The 20,747-nt window shown below is 63.2% G+C and carries 16 protein-coding genes and 1 pseudogene; 11 read left to right on the forward strand and 6 right to left on the reverse strand.

Features of this window, described 5'->3' with window-relative positions; translation table 11 throughout:
* The first annotated feature begins 88 nt into the window (after window positions 1-88).
* A pseudogene (locus EOB80_RS08135) lies at window positions 89-1,304 on the forward strand (MFS transporter).
* On the opposite strand, the gene dgcA reads toward EOB80_RS08135, so the two are convergent.
* Window positions 1,275-2,258 (reverse strand): N-acetyl-D-Glu racemase DgcA, encoded by a 984-nt coding sequence (gene dgcA / locus EOB80_RS08140; protein WP_127327292.1) that lies wholly within the window; start codon window positions 2,256-2,258, stop codon window positions 1,275-1,277. The pseudogene EOB80_RS08135 and the gene dgcA overlap by 30 nt on opposite strands.
* 76 nt (window positions 2,259-2,334) lie before the next feature.
* On the opposite strand from dgcA, the gene EOB80_RS08145 reads away from it, so the two are divergent.
* Genes EOB80_RS08145 through EOB80_RS08160 form a run of 4 tightly spaced genes read left to right on the forward strand, consistent with a single transcriptional unit; the run spans window position 2,335 to window position 6,421 of the window.
* Window positions 2,335-3,522: an ABC transporter permease gene (locus EOB80_RS08145; RefSeq protein WP_023810578.1), complete on the forward strand. Its 1,188-nt coding sequence runs from the start codon at window positions 2,335-2,337 to the stop codon at window positions 3,520-3,522.
* Window position 3,523: 1 nt separating this feature from the next.
* On the forward strand, window positions 3,524-4,345 hold the full coding sequence (locus EOB80_RS08150) for an ABC transporter ATP-binding protein (protein WP_127327293.1): 822 nt from the start codon (window positions 3,524-3,526) through the stop codon (window positions 4,343-4,345).
* A gap of 14 nt (window positions 4,346-4,359) precedes the next feature.
* Window positions 4,360-5,733 (forward strand): MlaD family protein, encoded by a 1,374-nt coding sequence (locus tag EOB80_RS08155; protein ID WP_127327294.1) that lies wholly within the window; start codon window positions 4,360-4,362, stop codon window positions 5,731-5,733.
* On the forward strand, window positions 5,714-6,421 hold the full coding sequence (locus EOB80_RS08160) for an ABC-type transport auxiliary lipoprotein family protein (RefSeq protein ID WP_127327295.1): 708 nt from the start codon (window positions 5,714-5,716) through the stop codon (window positions 6,419-6,421). Before EOB80_RS08155 ends, EOB80_RS08160 begins: the two co-directional genes overlap by 20 nt.
* Before the next feature lie 52 nt (window positions 6,422-6,473).
* Here the strand turns inward: EOB80_RS08160 and EOB80_RS08165 are convergent, their stop codons facing one another.
* Entirely contained in the window at window positions 6,474-7,088 is a 615-nt protein-coding gene (locus EOB80_RS08165; protein ID WP_127327296.1) for a 3'-5' exonuclease, read from the reverse strand.
* Window positions 7,089-7,275: 187 nt separating this feature from the next.
* Window positions 7,276-13,587 (reverse strand): kinesin, encoded by a 6,312-nt coding sequence (locus EOB80_RS08170; RefSeq protein ID WP_127327297.1) that lies wholly within the window; start codon window positions 13,585-13,587, stop codon window positions 7,276-7,278.
* Window positions 13,588-13,859: 272 nt separating this feature from the next.
* On the opposite strand from EOB80_RS08170, the gene EOB80_RS08175 reads away from it, so the two are divergent.
* The 3 genes from EOB80_RS08175 (at window position 13,860) to EOB80_RS08185 (ending at window position 15,882) form a co-directional block, all read left to right on the forward strand.
* On the forward strand, window positions 13,860-14,228 hold the full coding sequence (locus EOB80_RS08175) for an Hpt domain-containing protein (protein WP_127269546.1): 369 nt from the start codon (window positions 13,860-13,862) through the stop codon (window positions 14,226-14,228).
* A gap of 111 nt (window positions 14,229-14,339) precedes the next feature.
* Window positions 14,340-14,660 (forward strand): 2Fe-2S iron-sulfur cluster-binding protein, encoded by a 321-nt coding sequence (locus EOB80_RS08180; protein WP_056582251.1) that lies wholly within the window; start codon window positions 14,340-14,342, stop codon window positions 14,658-14,660.
* Between the two features lie 193 nt (window positions 14,661-14,853).
* Window positions 14,854-15,882 carry an NAD(P)/FAD-dependent oxidoreductase gene (locus tag EOB80_RS08185; RefSeq protein WP_127327298.1) on the forward strand — a complete coding sequence of 343 codons (1,029 nt, stop codon included), beginning with the start codon at window positions 14,854-14,856 and terminating at the stop codon, window positions 15,880-15,882.
* A 3-nt stretch (window positions 15,883-15,885) separates the two neighbouring features.
* Here the strand turns inward: EOB80_RS08185 and EOB80_RS08190 are convergent, their stop codons facing one another.
* Both EOB80_RS08190 and EOB80_RS08195 read right to left on the reverse strand, forming a co-directional pair.
* Entirely contained in the window at window positions 15,886-17,367 is a 1,482-nt protein-coding gene (locus EOB80_RS08190; RefSeq protein WP_127327299.1) for an MDR family MFS transporter, read from the reverse strand.
* 204 nt (window positions 17,368-17,571) lie between these two features.
* Window positions 17,572-18,210 carry a DUF922 domain-containing protein gene (locus EOB80_RS08195; protein ID WP_245466287.1) on the reverse strand — a complete coding sequence of 213 codons (639 nt, stop codon included), beginning with the start codon at window positions 18,208-18,210 and terminating at the stop codon, window positions 17,572-17,574.
* Window positions 18,211-18,334: 124 nt separating this feature from the next.
* Here EOB80_RS08195 and folP point away from each other — a divergent pair, with 124 nt between their 5' ends.
* Genes folP through folK form a run of 3 tightly spaced genes read left to right on the forward strand, consistent with a single transcriptional unit; the run spans window position 18,335 to window position 20,045 of the window.
* On the forward strand, window positions 18,335-19,186 hold the full coding sequence (gene folP, locus EOB80_RS08200; protein ID WP_127327300.1) for a dihydropteroate synthase: 852 nt from the start codon (window positions 18,335-18,337) through the stop codon (window positions 19,184-19,186).
* 3 nt (window positions 19,187-19,189) lie between these two features.
* Window positions 19,190-19,549 (forward strand): dihydroneopterin aldolase, encoded by a 360-nt coding sequence (gene folB, locus EOB80_RS08205; RefSeq protein WP_023813034.1) that lies wholly within the window; start codon window positions 19,190-19,192, stop codon window positions 19,547-19,549.
* Complete coding sequence (gene folK, locus EOB80_RS08210) at window positions 19,533-20,045, forward strand: 2-amino-4-hydroxy-6-hydroxymethyldihydropteridine diphosphokinase (RefSeq protein ID WP_023813033.1); 513 nt, start codon at window positions 19,533-19,535, stop codon at window positions 20,043-20,045. Before folB ends, folK begins: the two co-directional genes overlap by 17 nt.
* A gap of 151 nt (window positions 20,046-20,196) precedes the next feature.
* Here folK and EOB80_RS08215 read toward each other — a convergent pair whose 3' ends face one another.
* Window positions 20,197-20,742 (reverse strand): DUF924 family protein, encoded by a 546-nt coding sequence (locus EOB80_RS08215; protein WP_127272684.1) that lies wholly within the window; start codon window positions 20,740-20,742, stop codon window positions 20,197-20,199.
* Window positions 20,743-20,747: the final 5 nt, after the last annotated feature.

A 20,747-nucleotide genomic window follows, 5' to 3' on the forward strand; every position in this document is an offset into this window, starting at 1 on the left:
GTCCAACCGGTTTCGTCCGGTTTTCGTCCATGTTAAGGGATCGATACGCGTTGCCGTCCGGTCGAATACAGCGCGATTGGATCGATTCATGGCCCTGCCGCAGCTCTCGCCCGAACAACTCGTCAAGCCGCGCCATTTCGAACTGCGCATGAGCCTGATCTTCGCGACGCTGTACGTGCCGCTCGGAACGCATTTGCCTTATTTTCCACTGTGGCTGCAGGCCAAGGGTTTTCACGCCGAGCAGATCGCCGTCATTCTGGCGGCGCCGATGTTCCTGCGCGTGGTGACGACGCCGTTACTGACCGCGTTGGCCGACCGTGCCAGGGACCGCGCCGATGTCTATGTCGCGCTGATGGCTGCATCACTGCTCCTGTCGGCAGGCTATTTCCTGCCGCCGACCTATGCGATGGTGCTGGCGGTCTCATTGGCGTTGACCATTGTCTGGACGCCGCATTCGCCGATCGCCGATTCGCTGGCGCTTTCGGGTGTGCGCCGCTTCGGTTCGAACTACACAAGCATGCGCAAATGGGGCTCGATCTCCTATCTCTGCGCCAATGTCGCCGGCGGCTTCATTCTGTCGGCAGCCGGCTCGCAGGCCGTTCCGGTTATCATTCTGGCGGCGTTTGCCGCGGCCCTTGCCGCCGGCCTGCTGGCGGCGCGTCTAGGCCGTCCGCGGCGCGCCTCACCGCTGTCGGCCACCGACATCCAGCATTCGGCGCCGAAGCTTCTCAACCCGTATTTCCTGTATTTTTCCGTCGGCGTCGGCGTCATAACCGCCAGCCACGCATTCCTCTACGGTTTCGTCTCCATCTACTGGAAATCGATCGGCCTCAGCGATTCGGTTGTCGGTCTCTTATGGGCTTGGGGCGTGGTGTCGGAAGTCTGCATGTTCATGATGTTCACCCGCTTTTTTGACCGGTTCTCCGTCGTGTCGATCATGGTGATGGCGGGGATCGGCTCCATCGTGCGCTGGATCGCCTTTCCGCTGGTCTGGCCGCTCGGCCTCGGCATTCCCGGTTTCTTCGGTGTCCAGTCGCTGCACTCGGTCTCGGTGGCGCTTGGGCTGATCCGGCCTGCAGAAGATGATCGGCGAAACCGTCTCCGAGGAGCGGACAGGTGCCGCGCAAGGCATTGCCTATTTCTCCAACGGCTTCTTCATGGCGGTGGTGACGCTGGCGTCCGGCCCGCTCTACGACCATCTCGGCGTGGACGGCTTCTTTGCCATGATCCCGATCGCCTTGATCGGCCTCGTGCTGATCGGCCTTGCAGCGTGCTCAGCCCCACAGCGCCACATCGGGCGGTGACACCATCGATCCCTGGTAGACAAGGCCCGGTACCCGGTCGCGGGCAAGCAGCAGCGGACCGTCGAGGTCGACGAAATCGGCATGCTGGGCAAGCAGCACCGCTGGCGCCATCGCCAATGACGTGCCGACCATGCAGCCGACCATCACGCCGAAACCGAGTTCGCGGGCGCGATCGCGCAGCACCAGTGCCGCAGTCAGGCCCCCCGACTTGTCGAGCTTGATGTTGACGGCATCGTAGAGACCGACAAGCGCTTCGAGATTCTCAGCCTCGTGCACGCTTTCATCGGCGCAGATCGGCACGGGATGGGCGATATGGCGCAGGATTTCGTCATGACCGGCCGGCAGCGGCTGCTCGATCAGCGCGATACCTTGTTCGGCGGCAAAGGCGAGGTTCGCAACGATGTTGTCGTCGCTCCAGCCCTCATTGGCGTCGAGGATGATGCGGCTGTCTGGCGCTGCCTGCCTGACCGCGCGGATGCGGGCGATGTCGTTGTCGCCGCCGATCTTGACCTTGAGCAGCGGCCGCGCCGCATTGGCGCGAGCCTGCGCCGCCATCGCCTCCGGCTCGCCCAGCGACAGCGTGTAGGCGGTTTCGAGCGCCTGCAAGGGAAGAGCACCTATCGCGACTGCTACCGAGGTTCCGCTGAGCTTTGCCTCCAGGTCCCACAGGGCGCAGTCTATGGCGTTGCGGGCGGCTCCGGCCGGCATAGCATCGAGCAAGGCGGTCCGGCCGATGCCACCGGCGATCCGGCCGCGCATGGCCTCGATCGCGTCGCGCACGCCCTCCATGGTCTCGCCATAGCGCTTGTAGGGGACGCATTCGCCGCGGCCGAGGTGGCCGCCCTCGCCGATCGTGCAGGAGATCACTTCGGCTTCGGTCTTGGAACCTCGCGAAATGGTGAAGGTTCCGGCGATGGGAAAACGCTCGGCCTCGACCGAAATGACACGCGCCATATTTTTCTGCTCCTGCTGTGCGACAAGCGTTGTCGGCAAATCGACAGGTCAGACCCGTCAGGCTAAACAGGACGCCATGTTGACCATCGGCAAGCGCGACGCAAGCGGCACGACCGCAGGGGAGGCTGACCACGAACCGCGCGTGGCGATCGGCGAGGAGGACGGCGTTCTTGGCTGCGCTTTCTCCGGAATCTGGACCACAAGGACCGTCGCGCTCATCGACGCCGACATGCGCAAGATCGAGAAGCGAAGCGGCTTCAAAACCTTGGCGCTCGATGTTTCCAAGATCGAGAAGATGGACACCGCCGGCGCCTGGCTGATCGACCGGCTGGTCAGCGCCTTCGAGAAGAAGGGCGTCGAGATCCAGATGCAAGGCCAGAGCGAGATCGCTTCGATCCTGCTCGAAGCTGTCGGCGAGGCCGTGCGGCGCGAACCCGAATCCGGCCCGGCGCGGCCGCCCAACATCGTCATTCGCGCTCTCGAGGCGGTCGGCCGCCGCGTCTACGAGATGCGCGACGATTTTCTCGCCTCGATGAACATCCTCGGCGCCACCATCCGTGGCGCGCAGATGAAGCTCGGCCGTGGCCATGCCGTCAACCCGGCGGCGATTTTCAACCAGATCGACCGCATGGGCGTCGGCGCCATTCCGGTGGTGGTGCTGATGTCGGCGATCGTCGGCGCCATCGTTGCCCAGCAAGGCGCCTATCAGCTCAGCTATTTCGGCGCCGATATCTTCGTCGTAGACCTGGTCGGCGTGCTGATCCTGCGCGAACTCGGCGTGCTGATGACGGCAATCATGATCGCCGGCCGCTCCGGCAGCGCGATCACCGCCGAGATCGGCTCGATGAAGATGCGCGAGGAGGTCGACGCGCTGAAGGTCATCGGGCTCAACCCGATCGGCGTCCTGGTCTTTCCCCGGCTCGTGGCGCTGGTCATCGCCTTGCCGTGCCTGACCATCATCGCCAATTTCGCCGCACTCGGCGGCGGCATACTGGCTGCCTGGCTCTATTCCGACATCCCGCCCGCCGCCTTCATCGACCGGTTGCGCGTCGCCATCGATCTCAGCACCATCTTTGCCGGCCTGATCAAGGCGCCGTTCATGGCCATGATCATCGGCACGATTGCCTCGGTCGAAGGCATGAAGGTCGGCGGCAGCGCCGAATCGCTCGGCCAGCATGTTACCGCTTCGGTTGTGAAGTCGATCTTCGTCGTCATCATCCTCGACGGACTTTTTGCCATGTTCTACGCAGCGATCGAGTTCTGAGATGAACCTGCGAAACAGGAAAAGGGCGGGCGCATTGGCGGATGACGCGGGTGAGGGCGACATCGTGCTATCCGCGCACGACATCAGCGTGTCCTTCGCCGACAAGCTTATCCTCGACAGACTGTCGCTCGACATAAGGCGCGGCGAAATCCTTGGATTTGTCGGCGCCTCGGGTGCTGGTAAATCCGTTCTGCTGCGCACCATTCTCGGCCTGACGCGCAAGCAGTCGGGTACGATCAAGCTGTTCGGCGTCGATGTCGAGAAAGCTGATGATGCCGAGCGTCTGCGCATCGACATGCGGCTTGGCGTGCTGTTCCAGCACGGCGCGCTGTTCTCGGCGCTGACAGTGCTGGAAAACGTCCAGGTGCCGATGCGCGAATATCTCGACCTTCCGCGAAAGCTGATGGACGAACTGGCGATGCTCAAGATCGAGCTGGTCGGGCTGCCGCCCGATGCGGCGCAGAAATTCCCGTCCGAACTGTCCGGCGGCATGATCAAGCGCGCCGCGCTGGCCCGGGCACTCGCGCTCGATCCCGACATCGTCTTCCTCGACGAGCCGACATCGGGCCTCGATCCGATCAGCGCGGCGGAGTTCGACGAGCTGGTGGTCAAACTGCGCGATACGATGGATCTGACCGTCTACATGGTGACGCACGATCTCGACACGCTGTTCACCGCTTGCGACCGGGTGGCCGTGCTCGGCAAGAAGAAAGTGCTGGTCGAAGGCACCATCGACGACATGCTGAAGAGCGAGGAACCGTGGGTAAAGTCCTATTTCCGCGGAAAACGCGCCCGGCAACTTGATCTTGCGGCGCGCGCATAGCCATAAGTGGGACAATGGAAACTAGAGCCAACTACGTCATTGTCGGCATCTTCACGCTGGCTGCGATCCTGGCGGCGTTTGCCTTCGTCTACTGGACGGCGGCGATCGGCGACAAGGGCGAGACGACGTTGCTGCGCGTGCGCATTCCGGGCTCTGCGTCCGGGCTTGGCCGCGGCAGTTTCGTGCTGTTCAACGGCGTCAAGGTCGGCGACGTCAAGCGCGTCTATATCGACGTCGACAATCCGACGGTTGCCATCGCCGATACCGAGATCGACCGCATGACGCCGATCACCAAATCGACGCAAGCCGATATCGGGCTTGCCGGCCTGACCGGGCAGGCCAACATCGAGCTCAAGGGCGCCGACCCCAAGGAAGTGAAACTCCTCGACCAGGCGGAAAAGGAAGGCAAGGTCGCCGAGATCGTCGCCAACCCGTCGGCGGTGACCAACCTCTTGCAGACGGCGCAGAATATCTTCACCCGCGCCGACAAGGTGCTGACCGAGCTCGAAGGCTTCACCAGGGACGTTCGCGGGCCGCTGACGCAGACCGTCCAGAATGTTCAGACCTTCTCCGATGCGCTGGCCAAGAATTCGGATGGCATCGACAAATTCCTGTCCGCCGCCAGCACGCTGGCGGAGGAGCTTAAAGGCGTTTCCGGCAAACTCGACGGCACGCTGAAAGCAGCCGAAGGCCTTCTCAACGCCGTCGACAAGGACAAGATCAAGAGCATCGTCGCCAATGTCGACGCGGTAACCGGTAACCTCAAGGAGACGTCGAAGCAGCTCGACGGCGTGATCAAGAACGTCGATACAGCCGTGGGATCGGTCAACGACTTCGCCAAACGGACGCAAGGCACGCTGGCCAAGGTCGACAAGGTGATCGACGGTATCGATCCCGCACAAGTGCGCTCGGCGCTCGCCAACATCCAAAAGGCCAGCGAGAGCGCCGACAAGGCCGCCGCCGACATCGCGGAGGTGACCCACAAGTTCGCCAACCGGGCCGACGACATCGACCAGACGATCAAGGACGCAAAGCAGCTCGCGCAACGGCTCAACGATGCCTCGGTGCGCGTCGATGGCATTCTTGCCAGGGTCGATACCTTGCTCGGGTCGGGGCAGGCCGACGGCGTGATGGCGGATGCCAGGGCGACGCTGAAGTCGTTCAAGCAGGTTGCCGACACGCTGAATGCCCGCCTTGGCGTCATCACCGACAATCTGGCGCGCTTCTCTGGACAGGGGCTTTCGAATGTCGAGGCTTTGGTGCAGGACAGCCGCCGTTCGATCAGCCGCATCGAAGAGGCGGTGACCGATCTCAGCCGCAATCCGCAGCGCATCCTTTCGGGTGGCGACGGCGAGGTTCGGCAATTCGATGGCAGGGCGCGGCGTTGACTTCGGCGACGGCGCGCCCCAGAAACATGAGCCGCGAAAGCGGGTCGATCTTACGATCCGGGGACAACGGGGATCGCGCGTGAAGTCTGTATGGGTGAAAACGGGCGGGTTGACTTCGGCTGCGGCACTGCTTGCCTTGACGCTGGCCGGCTGCGCGGCGTTGGGCGGCAAGCCCGCGCCGCTCGATACGTTCGAACTGTCAGCGCCTTCGGTCGACGCGCATGGCCATAGCCGCCGCCAGATCCTGATCGCGCAGCCGTCGGCGCTCAAGGCGCTGGACAGCCAGAATATCGTCATCAAGCCGTCGGATCGGTCGATCCAGTATCTCAAGGGCGCGCAATGGGCCGACCGGCTGCCGTTGATCGTGCAGGCGCGGCTGGCCGAGACCTTCCAGCGTTCAGGCAGCTTTGCCGGCGTCGGCAAGCCGGGCGAGGGCCTGGCGATCGACTATCAGGTGATCGTCGAAATCCGGTCCTTCGAGGTGCGTGTCGACGGCGGCGAACATGCCGAGGTCGATCTGTTCGTGCGGATCCTGAACGATCGCAACGGCGAGGTCCGTGCCTCCAAGAGCTTCACCGCAGCCGCACCCGTCTCGGGCAGCGGCAATCCTGCCTATGTCAGCGCGCTCGACAAGGCGTTCGGCGACGCCGCCGGGCAGATCGTGCACTGGACGGATTCGGTGATCTGAGCGCGGGGCGCGCCGGAATCCCACAAAGCTTCATCCCTCCAGGCTTCTCTGCCTACAAGCGGTCAAAGATTTCCGGGCGGAGCTTCCCGGTCTTCATCAGGTGCTGCAGGGTATAGGTGACGGACAGCGCGTCATCGAGCGCGTCGTGCCCCTGCAATGGCGGGTGTTCGACGCCGTAGTAATCGGCGAGCTTGTTGCTCGGCGTTCTCGCCAGATCCTCGATCGGCATTCCGGCCGCGATCAGCAGCTTGACGGCATTGTCAAACCGGCTGGCCGGGATCGGAGGCTGAATGTCCGCGACATAGCAACTGATGGCGATCATGTTCAATTCGTCCTTGCCCCAGGACCAGAAACGCGCCCCGCCGGAAAAACGATCGACGTCGGCGAGGGCGTCTCCTAGCGCCACCCCCTCGGTCTCCAGATCTTCCTCGGTAATGCCGGTCAGTTTGGTGAAGAACGGGTCGAGGGCGTATCTCTTACCAAACCGGTCGACCGGTCTGATGTAGACCTTGTGTGTGCCGAGCATTGGAAAATCGCCCTCGAGTCCAAGCCTGACGGCGCCGATCTGTGCGATCACCGGGTCAGGATCGTGTGCCGCGCACCAGAATCGGCGTTGCGAGCCCTCCAGGCAAAGAAACTCGCAGTCGAAAATAATTGCCGTCTTCACGATCACACCCTTCGAACGTCAGGGCAGCGGGTATTGTCGGTGGATTTCAGTGCGTCGGAAATCCGACTTTGGACGAGTCCCGAACGCATCGATAGGCTCGGAAAACTTGCTGCGGGCAGGTCGGCGCGTGACGGAGGTTCAGCGCAGTCACAGGCGGGACCATAGCCCCGCCTGTTCAATTCCTGTCTTAATGCAGGCGGCCGCTCGCATGGGCCAGCATGGTGTAGACCTTGCCGGTGTCCGACGTCAGGTAGGTCTGCGCCATGATGTTGTCGCGGTCGTTGCGCGAGACATCCTTGAGCAGCTTCTCGAAATCGTCGCAGTAGCGGTCGACGGCGGCGCGGAACTCGGCCTCGGCCTGATACTTGCGACGGATCTCGTCGAACGTCTGCTGTCCCTTCAACGTGTAGAGCCGCCGCGTGAACACGTCACGCTCGCCACGCCGGTAGCGGTTCCACAGCTCGATCGAAGCCTCGTGGTCGATGGCACGCGCGATATCGACGGAGAGCGAGTTCAGCGATTCCACGACATGCAGGGGCGAGCGCTGCGCGGGGGTAGCGCGCTGCGCTTCCACGGGGGCCGTAGGGGCTGCCGACCTGAGGTCCTCATCGTTCGATGCCGCGGTAAGCAGATCGCGCACCCAGCCGCCCTGGGGCGTGCGGGCGCTGGCATCGCCGCGCGGACGCGGTGCAGCCTCGGCAGGACGCTCAAGGTCGAGCGTGCCGCGCAATGCAGGGCCGCCCAAGGGCGCCTGAGGCGTGCGCAGATCCGGCTGCGGTGCCGGTGCGCGGCGCGGCGGCTCGGCAGCGCGTGCGGCCGGCGCTTGCGGCGCCGGGCGCAGGTTGCGTGGTTCTGATCCCTCACCGCCGCCGCGGCCGGATTTGGCCACGATGTCCGAAAGCTCCTTGAGGGCGTTGATCTGCTCGGAAACGGCGCGGCGGATGGCCGAGGTCGATTCCTTTGCCTCTTCCGGCATTTCGATGACGCCCTTCTTGAGCTCGGCCCGGGTCAGGTCGAGTTCGCTCTTGATCGAGCCGGCGGTGCGCCGCATCTCCTCGGTGGCATCGGCAAAGCGCTTGGTTGCCGAATCGACGACGTCGGTGATGGCGTTGCGGATCTTGTCGGCCGACTCCATCGTCTTGCCTTCGGCGTTCTGCAGCGTCTGGCCGACGAGATTTTCGAACGAGCGCATGACCCTTTCGAGATCTTCCGACTTCTTGACCAGGCCGACGGCGAGGTCTTCGAGCGACGATTGCCTCTCGAGCGTGTGCTCGAGATTGCTCTGGGCCGAGCTCAGCAGGTCCGAAGCGCTGGACAGCAGACGGCTGTGTTCGTCGAACTTGGTGGCGATCGACGCCACCTCGCGCAAGGTGGACGACGACAGTTCCGTCAGCCTCGTCGTGTTCGAATCGACCAGACGTGCCGAGCTGGCAAAGGTCTGCGCGGCCTTCTCGGTGGTGGCGGCGAAGCTTTGCGTGCTGCCGCTCAGGCGTTCATCGACCTGGCCGAGATTGACCGCGGCCTGGTCGATCAGCTGACCGAGCTGCGAGCTGGACTTGGTCATGCGGCCGATGAGATCAGCGACGCTGTCGGACAGCGACGAGCGGGCGCCTTCGACCGCCGACAAGGTTTCGGCGGTGCGGCTGGCGAGCGCGTCGACAAGCGCGGCATTCTCGCTGCGCAGCTTCTCGGTGGCGCGTTCGGTGACCTCTTCCATGCTCTTTTGCAGGTCCGAGCCGCCCTGGGCGAAGCGCTCGACCAGGGGCCGTGCGGTTTCGTCGAGGATCTTCGACATTTCGGCCGAACGTGCGGCGAGCATGGTGTTGAGTTCGCGGGTGTTGGCGCCGATCGTCTTGGCGGCATCGTTGGTGCTTTGGCCGATATGCTGGCCAACCGCGGTGAAGGTCTCGGCGATCACATTGGCGCGCGAGACGAGTTGCGCCTCGGCATTCGACACCTGTTCGTTGAGCTTCTGGCCCATCGTCTCGGCTGTGAAGGCGAGGCGGTTCTCGACGCCTGAGACCTGCTCTTCGACACGGGCTGCCGCGGCCGCGGCACTCGACGCGAAACGCTCGTCCGCACCGGCAAGCGCCTGCTCGATTTCGCGGGCATGCACGGCCATTTCCTGGCCGGTCCGCCTTGCGCGTTCGGCAACCCGTTGCTCGGTATCGGCAAAGGCACCGACGATTGTCTCGGCATGCTCGCCGATCGTGGAGGTGCTGCTGGCGATGCGCGACACCAGACGCTGATCCGCCTCGTCGAAGATACGGCCGATTTCCGAGGCACGGCTCGACAGCGCTTCCGAACCTTCGGCGATGCGCGAGACGAGTTGCTGGTCGGCGGCATCGAAAATGCGGCCAAGGTCCGACGCGCGTGCGGCAAGCGCTTCGGCCGATTCGCCGATGCGCATGCCGAGCCGCTGGTCGGCGCCTTCGAAGTTGCGCAGGATGTCGCCGGCACGCGCGGCCAGCGACTGGGCGGTCTCGATAGCGCGGGCAACCAGCTTCTGGTCGGCCGCATCGAACGTGCCGGCAATCTCGCTTGCACGGGCGGCCAGATGATCCGCGGTGTCCTGAGCCCGGGCAGTCAGCTGATCGGCGGCTTCCTGGGCACGGGCGGCCAGCTTCTGATCCGCCGCGTCGAAGGTGCCGGCGATCTCGCTTGCGCGAGCGGCCAGCTGATCGGCGGTTTCATGCGCGCGGGCCAGCAGCGAGCTGGACGTATCGTCGGCACAGGCAAGCAAGGCGTTGGACGTGTCTTCGGCGCGAGCGTGGAGGCGACGGTCTGCATCCTCGAAGGTGCGGGCGATGTCTTCGGCCCGCGCCAGCAGGGCGGCGGACGTCTGCTCGGCGCGCTCGGCGATCTTGCGGTCGGCGTCGCTGAAAGCGGCACCGGCCTGCTCGTGCAGGGTGCTGGTGACTTCCAGCACCTTTTCGCGCAGGGCGCCGGCGACAAACACGGCGCTCTTCTCAAGCACGGCGCGGACGTTGTCCACGCCTGTCGAGAGCGCACGCTCCATGGTGCCGGCACGCTCCTCGATGATGCCGGTCTGGCGGCTGAATGCCTGCTCGATCTTCTCGACATCGCCTGCGATAGCGGCAGAGATGTCCGAGCTTCTGGCGGCGATCTGGTCGATGTGGCCCGACAGTGAGCGGTCGACATCCTTGCGGGTCTCAGCCAGCTTGCCGAGATCGTCTTCCAGTGCGAGGGTCAGCATATTGCGGCCTTCGGCGAGCTTGCCGACATGCCCGGCGATGATGTTGTCGATATCGCCGCGGCTTTCGGTGAGCTTCTGCAGGTCAGCTTCGAGGGCGCGTTTGAGAATGTCGCGACCCTCGGCCAGTTTCTCCACCTGGCCGGCGACCAGGCCGTCGATGCTGGAGCGGCTTTCGGCCAGCTTGGCGAGGTCGGCTTCCAGCGCGCGCTTGAGAACATCGCGGCCCTCGGCGAGCTTCTCGACCTGGCCGGCGACCAGGCCATCGATGCTGGAGCGGCTCTCGGCCAGCTTGCCGAGATCGTCCTCAAGCGCTTTCGACAGGGTCGAGCGCTCCTGGACGAGCCTTTCCGCGTGGCTGTTGACGAGGCCGCCGACGTTTTCGAGGTCGGCTTCAAGCGCTTTCGACAGCGTCGAACGGTCCTGCACGAGCCTTTCGGAATGGCTGTTGACCAAGCCGTTGACGCTTTCGAGATCAGCCTCGAGCGCCCGGGCGAACTGTGCCCGGTCATCGACCAGTTTCTGCGACTGATCGGCAATGGTGCCCTTGATCGCATTGAGGTCGGATTCCAGAGCACGCCGCAGGATATCTCGGCCCTCGGACAACTTCTCGACCTGACCCGCAACCAGCCCGTCGATGCTGGAACGGCTGTCGGCCAGCTTGGCGAGGTCATCCTCAAGGGCCCTCGACAGTGCGGAGCGGTCTTGGACGAGCTTGTTCATGTGATCGGCGATGACGCTGTTCACATTCTGCAGATCGGCTTCCAGGACCCGGGAAAGCTGACCGCGATCCTCGGCCAGCTTTTCCGACTGGCTCGATATGACGCCCTTGATCGTGTTCAGATCGGATTCCAGGGCTCGCTTGAGAATGTCGCGGCCTTCCGCCAGCTTCTCGACCTGACCGGCGACCAGACCGTCGATGCTCGAACGGCTTTCAGCCAGCTTGGCAAGGTCGGCCTCAAGCGTCTGGGACAGCAGGCCGCGGTCCTCGGCCAGCCGTCCCGAGTGGCTTTCGATCAGGCCGCGTATTCCGGACAGATCGCTGTCGAGCGAATGAGAAAGCTGCGTGCGGTCCTCCGCCAGTTTGGCGGAATGGGTTTCGATGAGGCTCTTGATGCCGACGATGTCGTTTTCCAACGCCTTGGCGAGCACGGCGCGGCCCTCGGCGATCTTCTCGACCTGACCGGCGACCAGACCGTCGATGCTGGCGCGGCTGTCGGACAATTTGCCGAGGTCGGCCTCCAGGGCGCGTGACAGAATGTTGCGGCCCTCGGCGAGCTTACCGACATGGCCCGCGACCATTTCATCAATAATCGTACGGGCTTGCACCAGTTTTCCGGAGTCTTCGTTCAAGGCAGTGGAGAGCCTGTTGCGGCCTTCTTCCAGCCTTTCGAGATGGCTGCCGAGCGATGCATCGATGGCCGCCCGCGATTCATTGACCTTGCGCAGGTCCTCTTCGAGAGCGCGCGAGATCAGGCTGCGGCCTTCGGCCAGCTTCTGCACCTGGTTGGTTACCGCCGCATCGATGCCGGCGCGGCCCTCGGCGAACTTCGCCAGGTCGGCCTCCATGGCCGCGGCCATGCGCTCGCGGCTTTCGGACAGTTTCCTGCTGTGGTTCTCGACGGCTTCCTCGATGCCGACGCGGGCGTCGGCGAGCCGCTGGATGTCGCTGTCGAACGAACGCGACACGACATGGCGGGCGGCCTCCATGCGCCCGGCGAAGTCGCTGGCGCGGGCTTCGAGCATGGAGGAGGTCGAGGTGACGATGTCGGCCATGTCGGCGCCGATCTGGGTCTTGCCCTGATCGATCATTGCCGACAGCGTGTCCTTGCTCTCGGCGAAGGTGTGCGCGATTTCGCGGGCGCGCTCGACCAGCGTTTCGTTGATCTGGCGGGCGCGGGCCTCGAGTGCCGCATTGAGCTTCTGCGTTCCGGTGTCCAGCGCCTCGGCGCGGGTCTGGAACTCGCTGATCAGGGCCTGGCCGCGTTCGGCGAGCGTCCGCTCGATGCCGTTGAGGCTGGCCTCGAACTCGGAATTGAGGGTGCGTGCGGCGCCGCCGAGCAGCGACACCATGCCGGTGGTGCGATCGTCGAGCAGATCGGTCAACGACCGTGTCAGGCCGTCAGTGGTGTCCGTCAGCTTGGCAATGCGGGTGTCGAGAAGGCTGGCGAAGGCTTCGCCTGAGGTCGACAGACGGTCGGTGATCGAATCGAGCCGGCCTTCGACGGAATCGAAGATCGACATCGAGCTTTCGTTGATGCGATCGATCAGCGTGTCGCCGGAATTGGTGATCGTCATCGACAATTTGGTCGACGCATTGAGGATCGAGTCGCGGATGATGTCGGAGGCGGCGCCGATCTCGTCCTTCAGCGTCTCATGCGCGCCGGTGATCGAGGCGCGGACGCGCTCGGCATGGGTGACGACGGCTTCGCGCTCGCTGCCGAGCCCGTCGACCAGCGAGCGGATGCGGGATTCATTCTCGGAATAGGAGCGTTCGATCTGGTTGACTTCGCTGTGGACCAGCGTTTCCAGTTCGACCGCGCGGGCAAGCGTGCGTTCGATGCCTTCGCCCATGGCCGCGACCTCGCGACGAACGGCCTGGCCGATCATCATGACGCGATCCTGGGCAAGGTTTTCCGGCTCGGTCAGGCGGAAGGCCACTTCGGTCATCGACTGTGCGGCGATGCGCATTTCCTGGGCGCGGCGAATCATGGCGGCGAAGGCCCAGAACAGGATGACGGGCACGATGGCCGCGACCGCAAGGCCGATCAACTCCGGACGGGCAAGGAACTGGTCGAGCGTACGGATTCTCCAGATGCTCGGTCCGAAAAGCAGATTGGCCAAACCGCCGGCGCCGGCGAACCAGGCGAGCGAAACGAAGGCGACGACCCAGTAAATGGTGTTCGAGGCACGCCTGTTGAGGCTGTGCAGAAGCGTCTTATAGTCCTTCTGGCGATCGTCATTGGCCGGCGCGAAACCCGCGGGCTGGACGCCATTGCGCGGTCCCACGGGGCGCAATTCGGCAGGCTTTGCCTTCGGCGCGGGTTTCGCGGCGTGGTTCTGATTGACTACGGGCTCCGGGTTTTGTTCCGGCTTATGATTGCGTCCCTCGCGCGCCAACTCGTCGGCCGCCTGGGATATCTGAGCTTCCAGATCCTCCATAGAAGCCGCGATGTCGAGGTCGCCGTTGCCGATCTCGCTGCTGAGGTCGAGATCGAGCGCCTTTTCCAGTTCCCTGGCCACGTCGCTGTCGAGAGTTCTCGTCGTCGTTGGTTTCTTTGCCATGCCTTCGCTACCCTGTACTAGCTGCCGCGGGCTTATAATTCTGTTTGTCTTGCCCCGCGCAGGAGGCTGAAAATGGACCCCTCGTATCGTAATGACACAGGGGGGTAAAGAAAACATGCATTCCGCGGGATACGTAAAACTTTAAATATAAGGTTAACGGAACTGTGATTTGGGCGCCGCTTTGGCAACATTTTTCCCGGCCATTCATTAACCCGTTGTCCATTGGATTCGCCTAGGTTTTTGGGCGAATCGAAGAAACGGAGTTCGAGTTCATGCGTGGCGAAAGCGGCATTGCCTTCTCAATGCCCGGGGGCGACGTATCCGGACCAAGGCGGTCACGGCCGGTCGATTTGGCACACCTTGCCCGCCAGACGATGGGTGACCGCAGCCTTGAGCAAGAGGTGCTGGCGCTGTTTGTACAGCAGGCGCTGTCCGTGCGCGACAGAATAGTCGACGCCGACATCAAGGACCGGCTTCTGCTCGCCCATGGATTGAAGGGTTCGGCACGGGGCGTCGGCGCCTTTGCCATCGCCGATTGCGCCACCGAGATCGAGCACCGGCCGGAAGACGGCCAGACGCTCAAACGGCTTGGCATGCTGATCGACGAAGTGCGCGATTTCATCGCCGCCATCAACCGCTGAATCCGCGCTGAACCCGATTTGCGGAAAAACGTCATCGGGCGGCGCTCTCGTGCGGCAGTTGACTTGTCAGCCGGAGTGATTATCTCGGCTGGAACTCCCTTCAGGTGACAAATGACCAAGCTGACTTTCATTGCCCATGACGGCACGCATTTCGACATGGACGCCGAGAACGGCTCTACGGTCATGGAGAACGCGATCCGCAACGCCGTGCCCGGGATCGAAGCCGAATGCGGCGGCGCCTGCGCCTGTGCCACCTGTCACGTCTATGTCGACGAAGCCTGGACGGCTGAAGTCGGCGAGCCGGAAGCGATGGAAGAGGACATGCTGGACTTCGCTTACGACGTCCAGCCGAACTCACGGCTGTCGTGCCAGATCAAGGTGCGAGACGCGCTCGACGGTCTCATTGTGCGGGTGCCTGCCCGCCAGGGATAAGCGGTATCTTTGCCAACTGATTTTTCCCGCTGTGGCTTGGCAGCGGAGCGATGGTCATGCAGTGTCCTGCTGTTTCACTCCAGCGCCGCGCGTCCTCCTGGACGCGCAAAGGACGCTGTAGGACTTTTATTTGCGCATGATCCTTTCCGAAAATCGATCCGATTTTCGGGGTCATGCGCAGCGAGGCACAGGCATGACCGACATTATCAGGACAGACGTGCTTATTGTCGGGGCAGGGCCGGTTGGCCTGTTTGCCGTGTTCGAGCTCGGCCTGTTCGACATGAAGTGCCACCTGATCGACATTCTCGATCGGCCGGGCGGCCAGTGCGCGGAGCTCTATCCGGAAAAGCCGATCTACGACATTCCAGGCTGGCCTTCGATCTCGGCGCAGGGGCTGGTCGACAAATTGCTCGAGCAGATCGCGCCGTTCAAGCCTGATTTCAGCTACAACCGAATGGTTTCCAGCCTGGAAAAACTGGAGGACGGCAGTTTTCGCGTCACCACCGACGAAAACGAGGTGTTCGAGGCCAAGGTGGTGGTGATTGCCGCCGGCGGCGGCTCCTTTCAGCCCAAGCGTCCGCCGATCCCCGGCATAGAGCCCTATGAAGGCAAGAGCGTCTTCTATTCGGTGCGCCGGATGGAGGATTTTCGCGGCCATGACCTCGTCATCATCGGCGGCGGCGACTCGGCACTCGACTGGACGCTGAACCTGCAGCCGGTGGCAAAGAGCGTGACGCTGGTGCACCGGCGGCCCGAGTTCCGTGCCGCCCCCGACAGCGTCAACAAGATGTATGCCATGCAGGAGATGAGGCAGCTGGAGTTCCAGGTCGGGCAGGTGACCGGATTGACCGGTGCCGACGGCCAACTGTCATCGGCCACCATCAAGGGACCTGACGGCGATGTCGAGGTGCCTTGCACGCGCATGCTGCCGTTCTTCGGCCTGACCATGAAGCTCGGACCGATCGCGGAGTGGGGTCTCAACCTTCACGAGAACCTTATTCCGGTCGATACCGAGAAGTTCCAGACATCGGTGCCCGGTATCTTCGCGGTCGGCGACATCAACTGGTATCCGGGCAAGCTGAAGCTGATCCTGTCTGGCTTCCACGAAGTGGCGCTGATGGCGCAGGCCGCCAAGCGCATCATCAGCCCCGGCGAGCGCATCGTTTTCCAGTACACGACCTCCTCGACCAGCCTGCAGAAGAAGCTCGGCGTCTCCGGCTGAAGCTTACTCGGCGAGGATGGGCGCCGCATTGTCGGCGTAACCGCGAAGCTCCTTTTCGGGCATCAGCGTCAGCGTGATCAGCCCCAGCAGCAATGTAACGGCGGCGACGGCAAAGATCATCACGAACGGCTCGACCGTCGCGCTATGGCCCACGATCCGCACGCCTTCACCGGCAAGTGGCAAGCCGTAGCCCAGAGCGACCGCGCCGAGCATCGCGACACCAAGCGCACTGCCAAGCGAACGCAGGAATGTCAGCACGCCCGTCGCGACGCCGAGATGCACGCGATCGACGGCGTTCTGGACCGACACGGTGGTGACCGGAAACGTCGTTCCGGTTCCAAACCCGATGCAGATCGTCAAGACCTCTACCTCCAGCAGCGTTGCATATCCTGCGACGACGGCCAGCAGGCAGAGGCACAGCATGCTGAAGACGACGCCCACCATCGCAATGCGCTTGTAGTGGGTGAAATGCGGTATCATACGGCCGCTGAATGCCGCGCCGCCGACGGTCCCCAGCAAAAGCCCAAGCATCGCGATGCCCGACTCTGCCGCCGACAGGCCGAGCACCGCCTGAAGATAGACGGGCAGGTACACAGCCATGCCGACGCTTGCGGCCTGAAGCAGGAACATCGAAAGCGTCCCCGCCAGAACGATTGGATTGCCAAGCACTTCGAGGGAAATGAGCGGCTCTGCGGCTCGCCTAAGCCGCAAGGCAAAAGCGCCCCAGAAAATCGCCGAACCGCAGAGAACGCCGATGACTTCAAGCGAAATCCAGGGATAGGCGCTGCCGCCCCAGTTCAATGCGAGCAGCAGCAGCGCCGTGGCAACGATCAGAAGCAACGCGCCCAGGCCGTCGATGCGGTGGCGCTTTGCGGCAACCGGCAGCTTCTTGAGCGGCTTGTTGATGATCGCCATCGCAAGAACACCAAGCGGAATGTTGATCCAGAAGATCAGGGACCAGTGCAGGTGCTCTGCGAAAGTGCCGCCGAGCAACGGACCGGCAACGCTGGCGACAGCCCATGTGCCGGAGAACCAGGCGGCATAGCGTGCCCGCTCGCGCGGCGGAACGAGATCGCCGACGACGGTCTGCGTCAAAGCGAACAAGCCGCCGCCGCCGGCGCCCTGGATCGCCCGCCCGACAACCAGCACAAACATGTTGGGAGCCATCGCACTGACCAGCGATCCCGCCAAAAAGATCAGGATCGCGGCATAGACGGTCGGCCGGCGGCCGTAGACGTCGGAAATCTTGCCGTAGAGCGGGGCCACGGCGGTAGCGGTCAGGAGATAACCGGTGACGATCCATGGCAGATAGTGTGCGTTTCCGAGCGCATGCCCGATGGTCGGCATGGCCGGTGCGACAATGGTCTGATCGAGTGCCGCCAACAGCATCGACAACAGCACGCCGCCGATGATGGCGTTCTTTTCGCTCTCTGTTATCGGCGTGCCGGTTTCCGCCATCGTTTTGTTATCGACAGCCTGGTCCATGATCGTTCATCCATAAGCTTGCGATTTGACCGGCCCTGTTCAGCCGTTCCGGTTTCTTGACCGTTTGGATCGCATTGGTGTTTTAAGCTCGCGTCTGGCGAGCCTGACATATGTCGTCCCATATAGGCCGGTTTCGACAGGGGCTCGAAAGTTTTTCGAATCTGGCACTACCTCCAGCGAATTTGACTTTCAGTTCGGGTGCGTTCAGGCCGGCGGCAGTCGGCCGTTGCCGATGCGCTCCATGCGGTAGCGCAGCAGCCGCAAGATGCGGCTTTCGAAATTGACGCTTTCGACGCGGTCGAACTGAAGCTGGGCGCGGTCGTGCCTGGCCAGAACAGCCGCGGTGATGGCTGCCGCCTTGGCCTTGGCGGCATCGCAGTTCCTTTGCGGGTAGGTGGCCTTCAAGGCCTCTTCGAGTTCGCCGCCATGGTTCTTGGCGATTTCGACATGGCGCTCCTCATGGCGCTTGATGTCGGCGGACAGCGTATCCCAGAACAGCCTGACATCGGCATCGGCCTTGCGCGGGCGGCGCCACTCGGGAAGGATCACCTTCACCTTGACGGTCACCGCCGCGTCGGCGATCCGGCAGGAACTCGGCGTCTGCGCATAGCTGACACGGGTGGTGAAGGCCATTTGCGTGGCGCCCGGGTGCCGGTTGCCGGTACTTTTCACCTCCGGCCCGCGTTTGGAGAGTTGTGCCTCGATGTCGTCGAGGGTGCTGCCGCCGATGGCGAAATAGCTGTACGTCTTGACGAGATTGGCGGTCGCCGCCGGAAGCGGGGTCATGGCGAGCAGCAGCGCGCAAGCCAAGGATCGTTTCACGCCCAGGGACCGTCTTTTCATGCCAAGCATGGCTCGCTTCATCATGTTGCCTCTTCGATCACCTTGCTTTACGGCCGTTGCCGGCGCAATGAAATTGATCCGCCAGGGATCACACATGATTGATGAACTCCATGGTCGATGAGCAATGACGGCCCGGCGATGGCAGTTGGCGCATGGACGCCATCTCGACCTTGGCGGCAAGGCCGTGGTCGTCGGCATCCTCAATGTCACGCCCGATAGCTTTTCCGACGGCGGCCAGTTCGACGCCCCTGAAAAGGCGCTGGCCCAGGCGCGCCGCATGATCGGGGAAGGGGCACTGGTTGTCGATGTCGGGGGAGAATCGACGCGCCCAGGTGCTGCCGCGGTATCGGCCAGCCAGGAACAGGAGCGCATCCTGCCGGTGATCGAAGCGCTGGCGGGCGTGAGCGAGGTGCTGATTTCGGTCGACACCTATCGTGCCGACACGGCGCGGCTGGCGGTCGCCGCCGGCGCGCATATCGTCAACGATGTCTGGGGTTTGCAGCGCGAGCCCGATATTGCGCGTGTCGCCGCCGACACCGGCGCGGGGCTTGTCATCATGCATACTGGGCGGGATCGCCAGAAGCTGCCGGATGTGATTGCCGATCAACTGACGTTCCTGCGAAGGTCGCTGGAAATCGCCCGCCAGAACGGCATCGCCGACGATCGTATCGTGCTCGATCCTGGTTTCGGATTCGCCAAGGAGACGGCGGAGGAAAATCTCGACCTGATGGCACGCTTTTCGGAATTGCATGCCCTCGGCCTGCCGCTGATGGCCGGTACGTCGCGAAAACGCTTCATCGGCACGGTCACCGGCCGTGATGCCGCCGACAGAGGGGTCGGAACAGCGGCGACCAGCGTTATATTGAGGCTCCAGGGCGCCGATCTGTTTCGCGTCCACGATGTCGCATTCAACGTGGACGCGTTGGCGCTCGCGGATGCTATGCTGGCGCGTCGGACGGACCGGGCGAGAAACTGAGCGATGTATGTCATCCGCATGAAGAACTGCGCTTTCTTTGCCCGGCACGGCGTGCTGGACGAGGAGGAAAGGCTCGGCCAGCGCTTCTATGTCGATGCTGTTCTCACCGTCGATCCAGGCCGCGCACTTGCCGAGGATTCGATCGAGGATACAGTCCACTACGGCATTGCATTCACCGTCATTGAGAAGATCATCACCGGGCAGCGCCGTTTTCTGATCGAGTCGCTGGCGCTCGAAGTGGCCCGTGCGCTGACGGCGCGTTTTCCGCAGATTAAGAAAGCCGAGATCACGGTGCGCAAGCCGAACGCACCGGTGCCCGGCGTGCTCGATTATGTCGAGGTGACCGTTGTCTGGCCCGAATAGTACCGTTTATCTCAGCCTTGGCGGCAATCTTGGCGATCCGGCGAAATCCATGGGCGCGGCGCTGCGCATGCTGGATGCCGACGCGGATACGCGTGTCACCGGCGTCTCCTCGCTTTATCGCACGCCGCCCTGGGGCAAGCTCGATCAGCCCGATTTTCTCAATGCGGCCGCCGAAATTTCCACCGTGCTTGCACCGCGTGCCTTGCTCGACCTTTGCCTCGATGCGGAGCGCAAGCTGAAGCGGGTGCGGGAGGAGCGCTGGGGGCCGCGGCTGATCGACATCGATATTCTGGTGTTCGGGGACCGCGTCATCCACGAGACCGGGCTGGAGGTACCGCATCCGCGCATGCTGGAGCGCGCCTTCGTGCTGGCGCCGCTGGCCGAGATCGCGCCCAGCCTGGTTGTCAGCGGTCGCAGCATCACCGACCGTCTGGTCGCCGTCGATACCTCAGGCATCGAGCGATTGTCCTCCGGCCGGGATTGGTGGTTGGCCTAGGTGCGTTGATATTCAGGTGATGCCGGCCTGCAAACGGCGAGTTCCTGCGCTTCCGGTGCTCACGTACCCAAATGTACGCACCCCGGTTCTCGGAACCCACCGTTTTCGACTCGGCCTGACCTGAATCTCAACACACCTTGGAGCGGGGTCTTTAACCGGAGAAACCGCCGCCATCCAGGAACGTCTGCTCCTGCGGGGTGGTTTCGCGGCCAAGCATCTTGTTTCGGTGCGGAAAACGGCCGAAATTCTGAATGATATCGCGGTGTTCGACAGCGTACTTCAGGTATGGCTCGGCCCAGGCCTGCGTCAGCTCGACCGAAATGTCCTGGTCGGCCAGCAGTTCCGAATGCTCGTAAGGCAGGTAGAGGAAAACGCGGAGTTCTTCCTCGAGTGCCAGGTCATGACCAGCCGCGATCGCCCTCTCCGCGAAATATCTGGCGAGCGGATCGGTCGCGTACATATGGCCGGTGCCGCGAAAACAGTTCCGCGGAAACTGGTCGAGCAGGATCATCAGCGCCAGCGCGCCTTCGGCATGTTCCAGCCAGTCGTCGCATTCACGCCGCGCGGCGGCGTAGTGCAGGCCGAGAAAGCGGTCGCGGAACTCGGCATCGAATGCCTCGTTCTTCTCGAACCAGGCATCCTCGCCGGCATCGCGCCAGAATTTGGTGACCGACAGGGCCCTGCTGTCCAATTCCATGCCTA

The sequence above is a fragment of the Mesorhizobium sp. M7A.F.Ca.MR.245.00.0.0 genome, from assembly GCF_003997415.1.
GTDB lineage: Bacteria > Pseudomonadota > Alphaproteobacteria > Rhizobiales > Rhizobiaceae > Mesorhizobium.

Bases quoted from the DNA above. Each gene is read 5' to 3' on its own strand.
- dgcA (WP_127327292.1), bottom strand. From the start codon at position 2,258: ATGGCGCGTGTCATTTCGGTCGAGGCCGAGCGTTTTCCCATCGCCGGA.
- EOB80_RS08145 (WP_023810578.1), top strand. From the start codon at position 2,335: ATGTTGACCATCGGCAAGCGCGACGCAAGCGGCACGACCGCAGGGGAG.
- EOB80_RS08150 (WP_127327293.1), top strand. From the start codon at position 3,524: ATGAACCTGCGAAACAGGAAAAGGGCGGGCGCATTGGCGGATGACGCG.
- EOB80_RS08155 (WP_127327294.1), top strand. From the start codon at position 4,360: ATGGAAACTAGAGCCAACTACGTCATTGTCGGCATCTTCACGCTGGCT.
- EOB80_RS08160 (WP_127327295.1), top strand. From the start codon at position 5,714: ATGGCAGGGCGCGGCGTTGACTTCGGCGACGGCGCGCCCCAGAAACAT.
- EOB80_RS08170 (WP_127327297.1), bottom strand. From the start codon at position 13,587: ATGGCAAAGAAACCAACGACGACGAGAACTCTCGACAGCGACGTGGCC.
- EOB80_RS08175 (WP_127269546.1), top strand. From the start codon at position 13,860: ATGCGTGGCGAAAGCGGCATTGCCTTCTCAATGCCCGGGGGCGACGTA.
- EOB80_RS08180 (WP_056582251.1), top strand. From the start codon at position 14,340: ATGACCAAGCTGACTTTCATTGCCCATGACGGCACGCATTTCGACATG.
- EOB80_RS08185 (WP_127327298.1), top strand. From the start codon at position 14,854: ATGACCGACATTATCAGGACAGACGTGCTTATTGTCGGGGCAGGGCCG.
- EOB80_RS08190 (WP_127327299.1), bottom strand. From the start codon at position 17,367: ATGGACCAGGCTGTCGATAACAAAACGATGGCGGAAACCGGCACGCCG.
- EOB80_RS08195 (WP_245466287.1), bottom strand. From the start codon at position 18,210: ATGAAAAGACGGTCCCTGGGCGTGAAACGATCCTTGGCTTGCGCGCTG.
- folP (WP_127327300.1), top strand. From the start codon at position 18,335: ATGACGGCCCGGCGATGGCAGTTGGCGCATGGACGCCATCTCGACCTT.
- folB (WP_023813034.1), top strand. From the start codon at position 19,190: ATGTATGTCATCCGCATGAAGAACTGCGCTTTCTTTGCCCGGCACGGC.
- EOB80_RS08215 (WP_127272684.1), bottom strand. From the start codon at position 20,742: ATGGAATTGGACAGCAGGGCCCTGTCGGTCACCAAATTCTGGCGCGAT.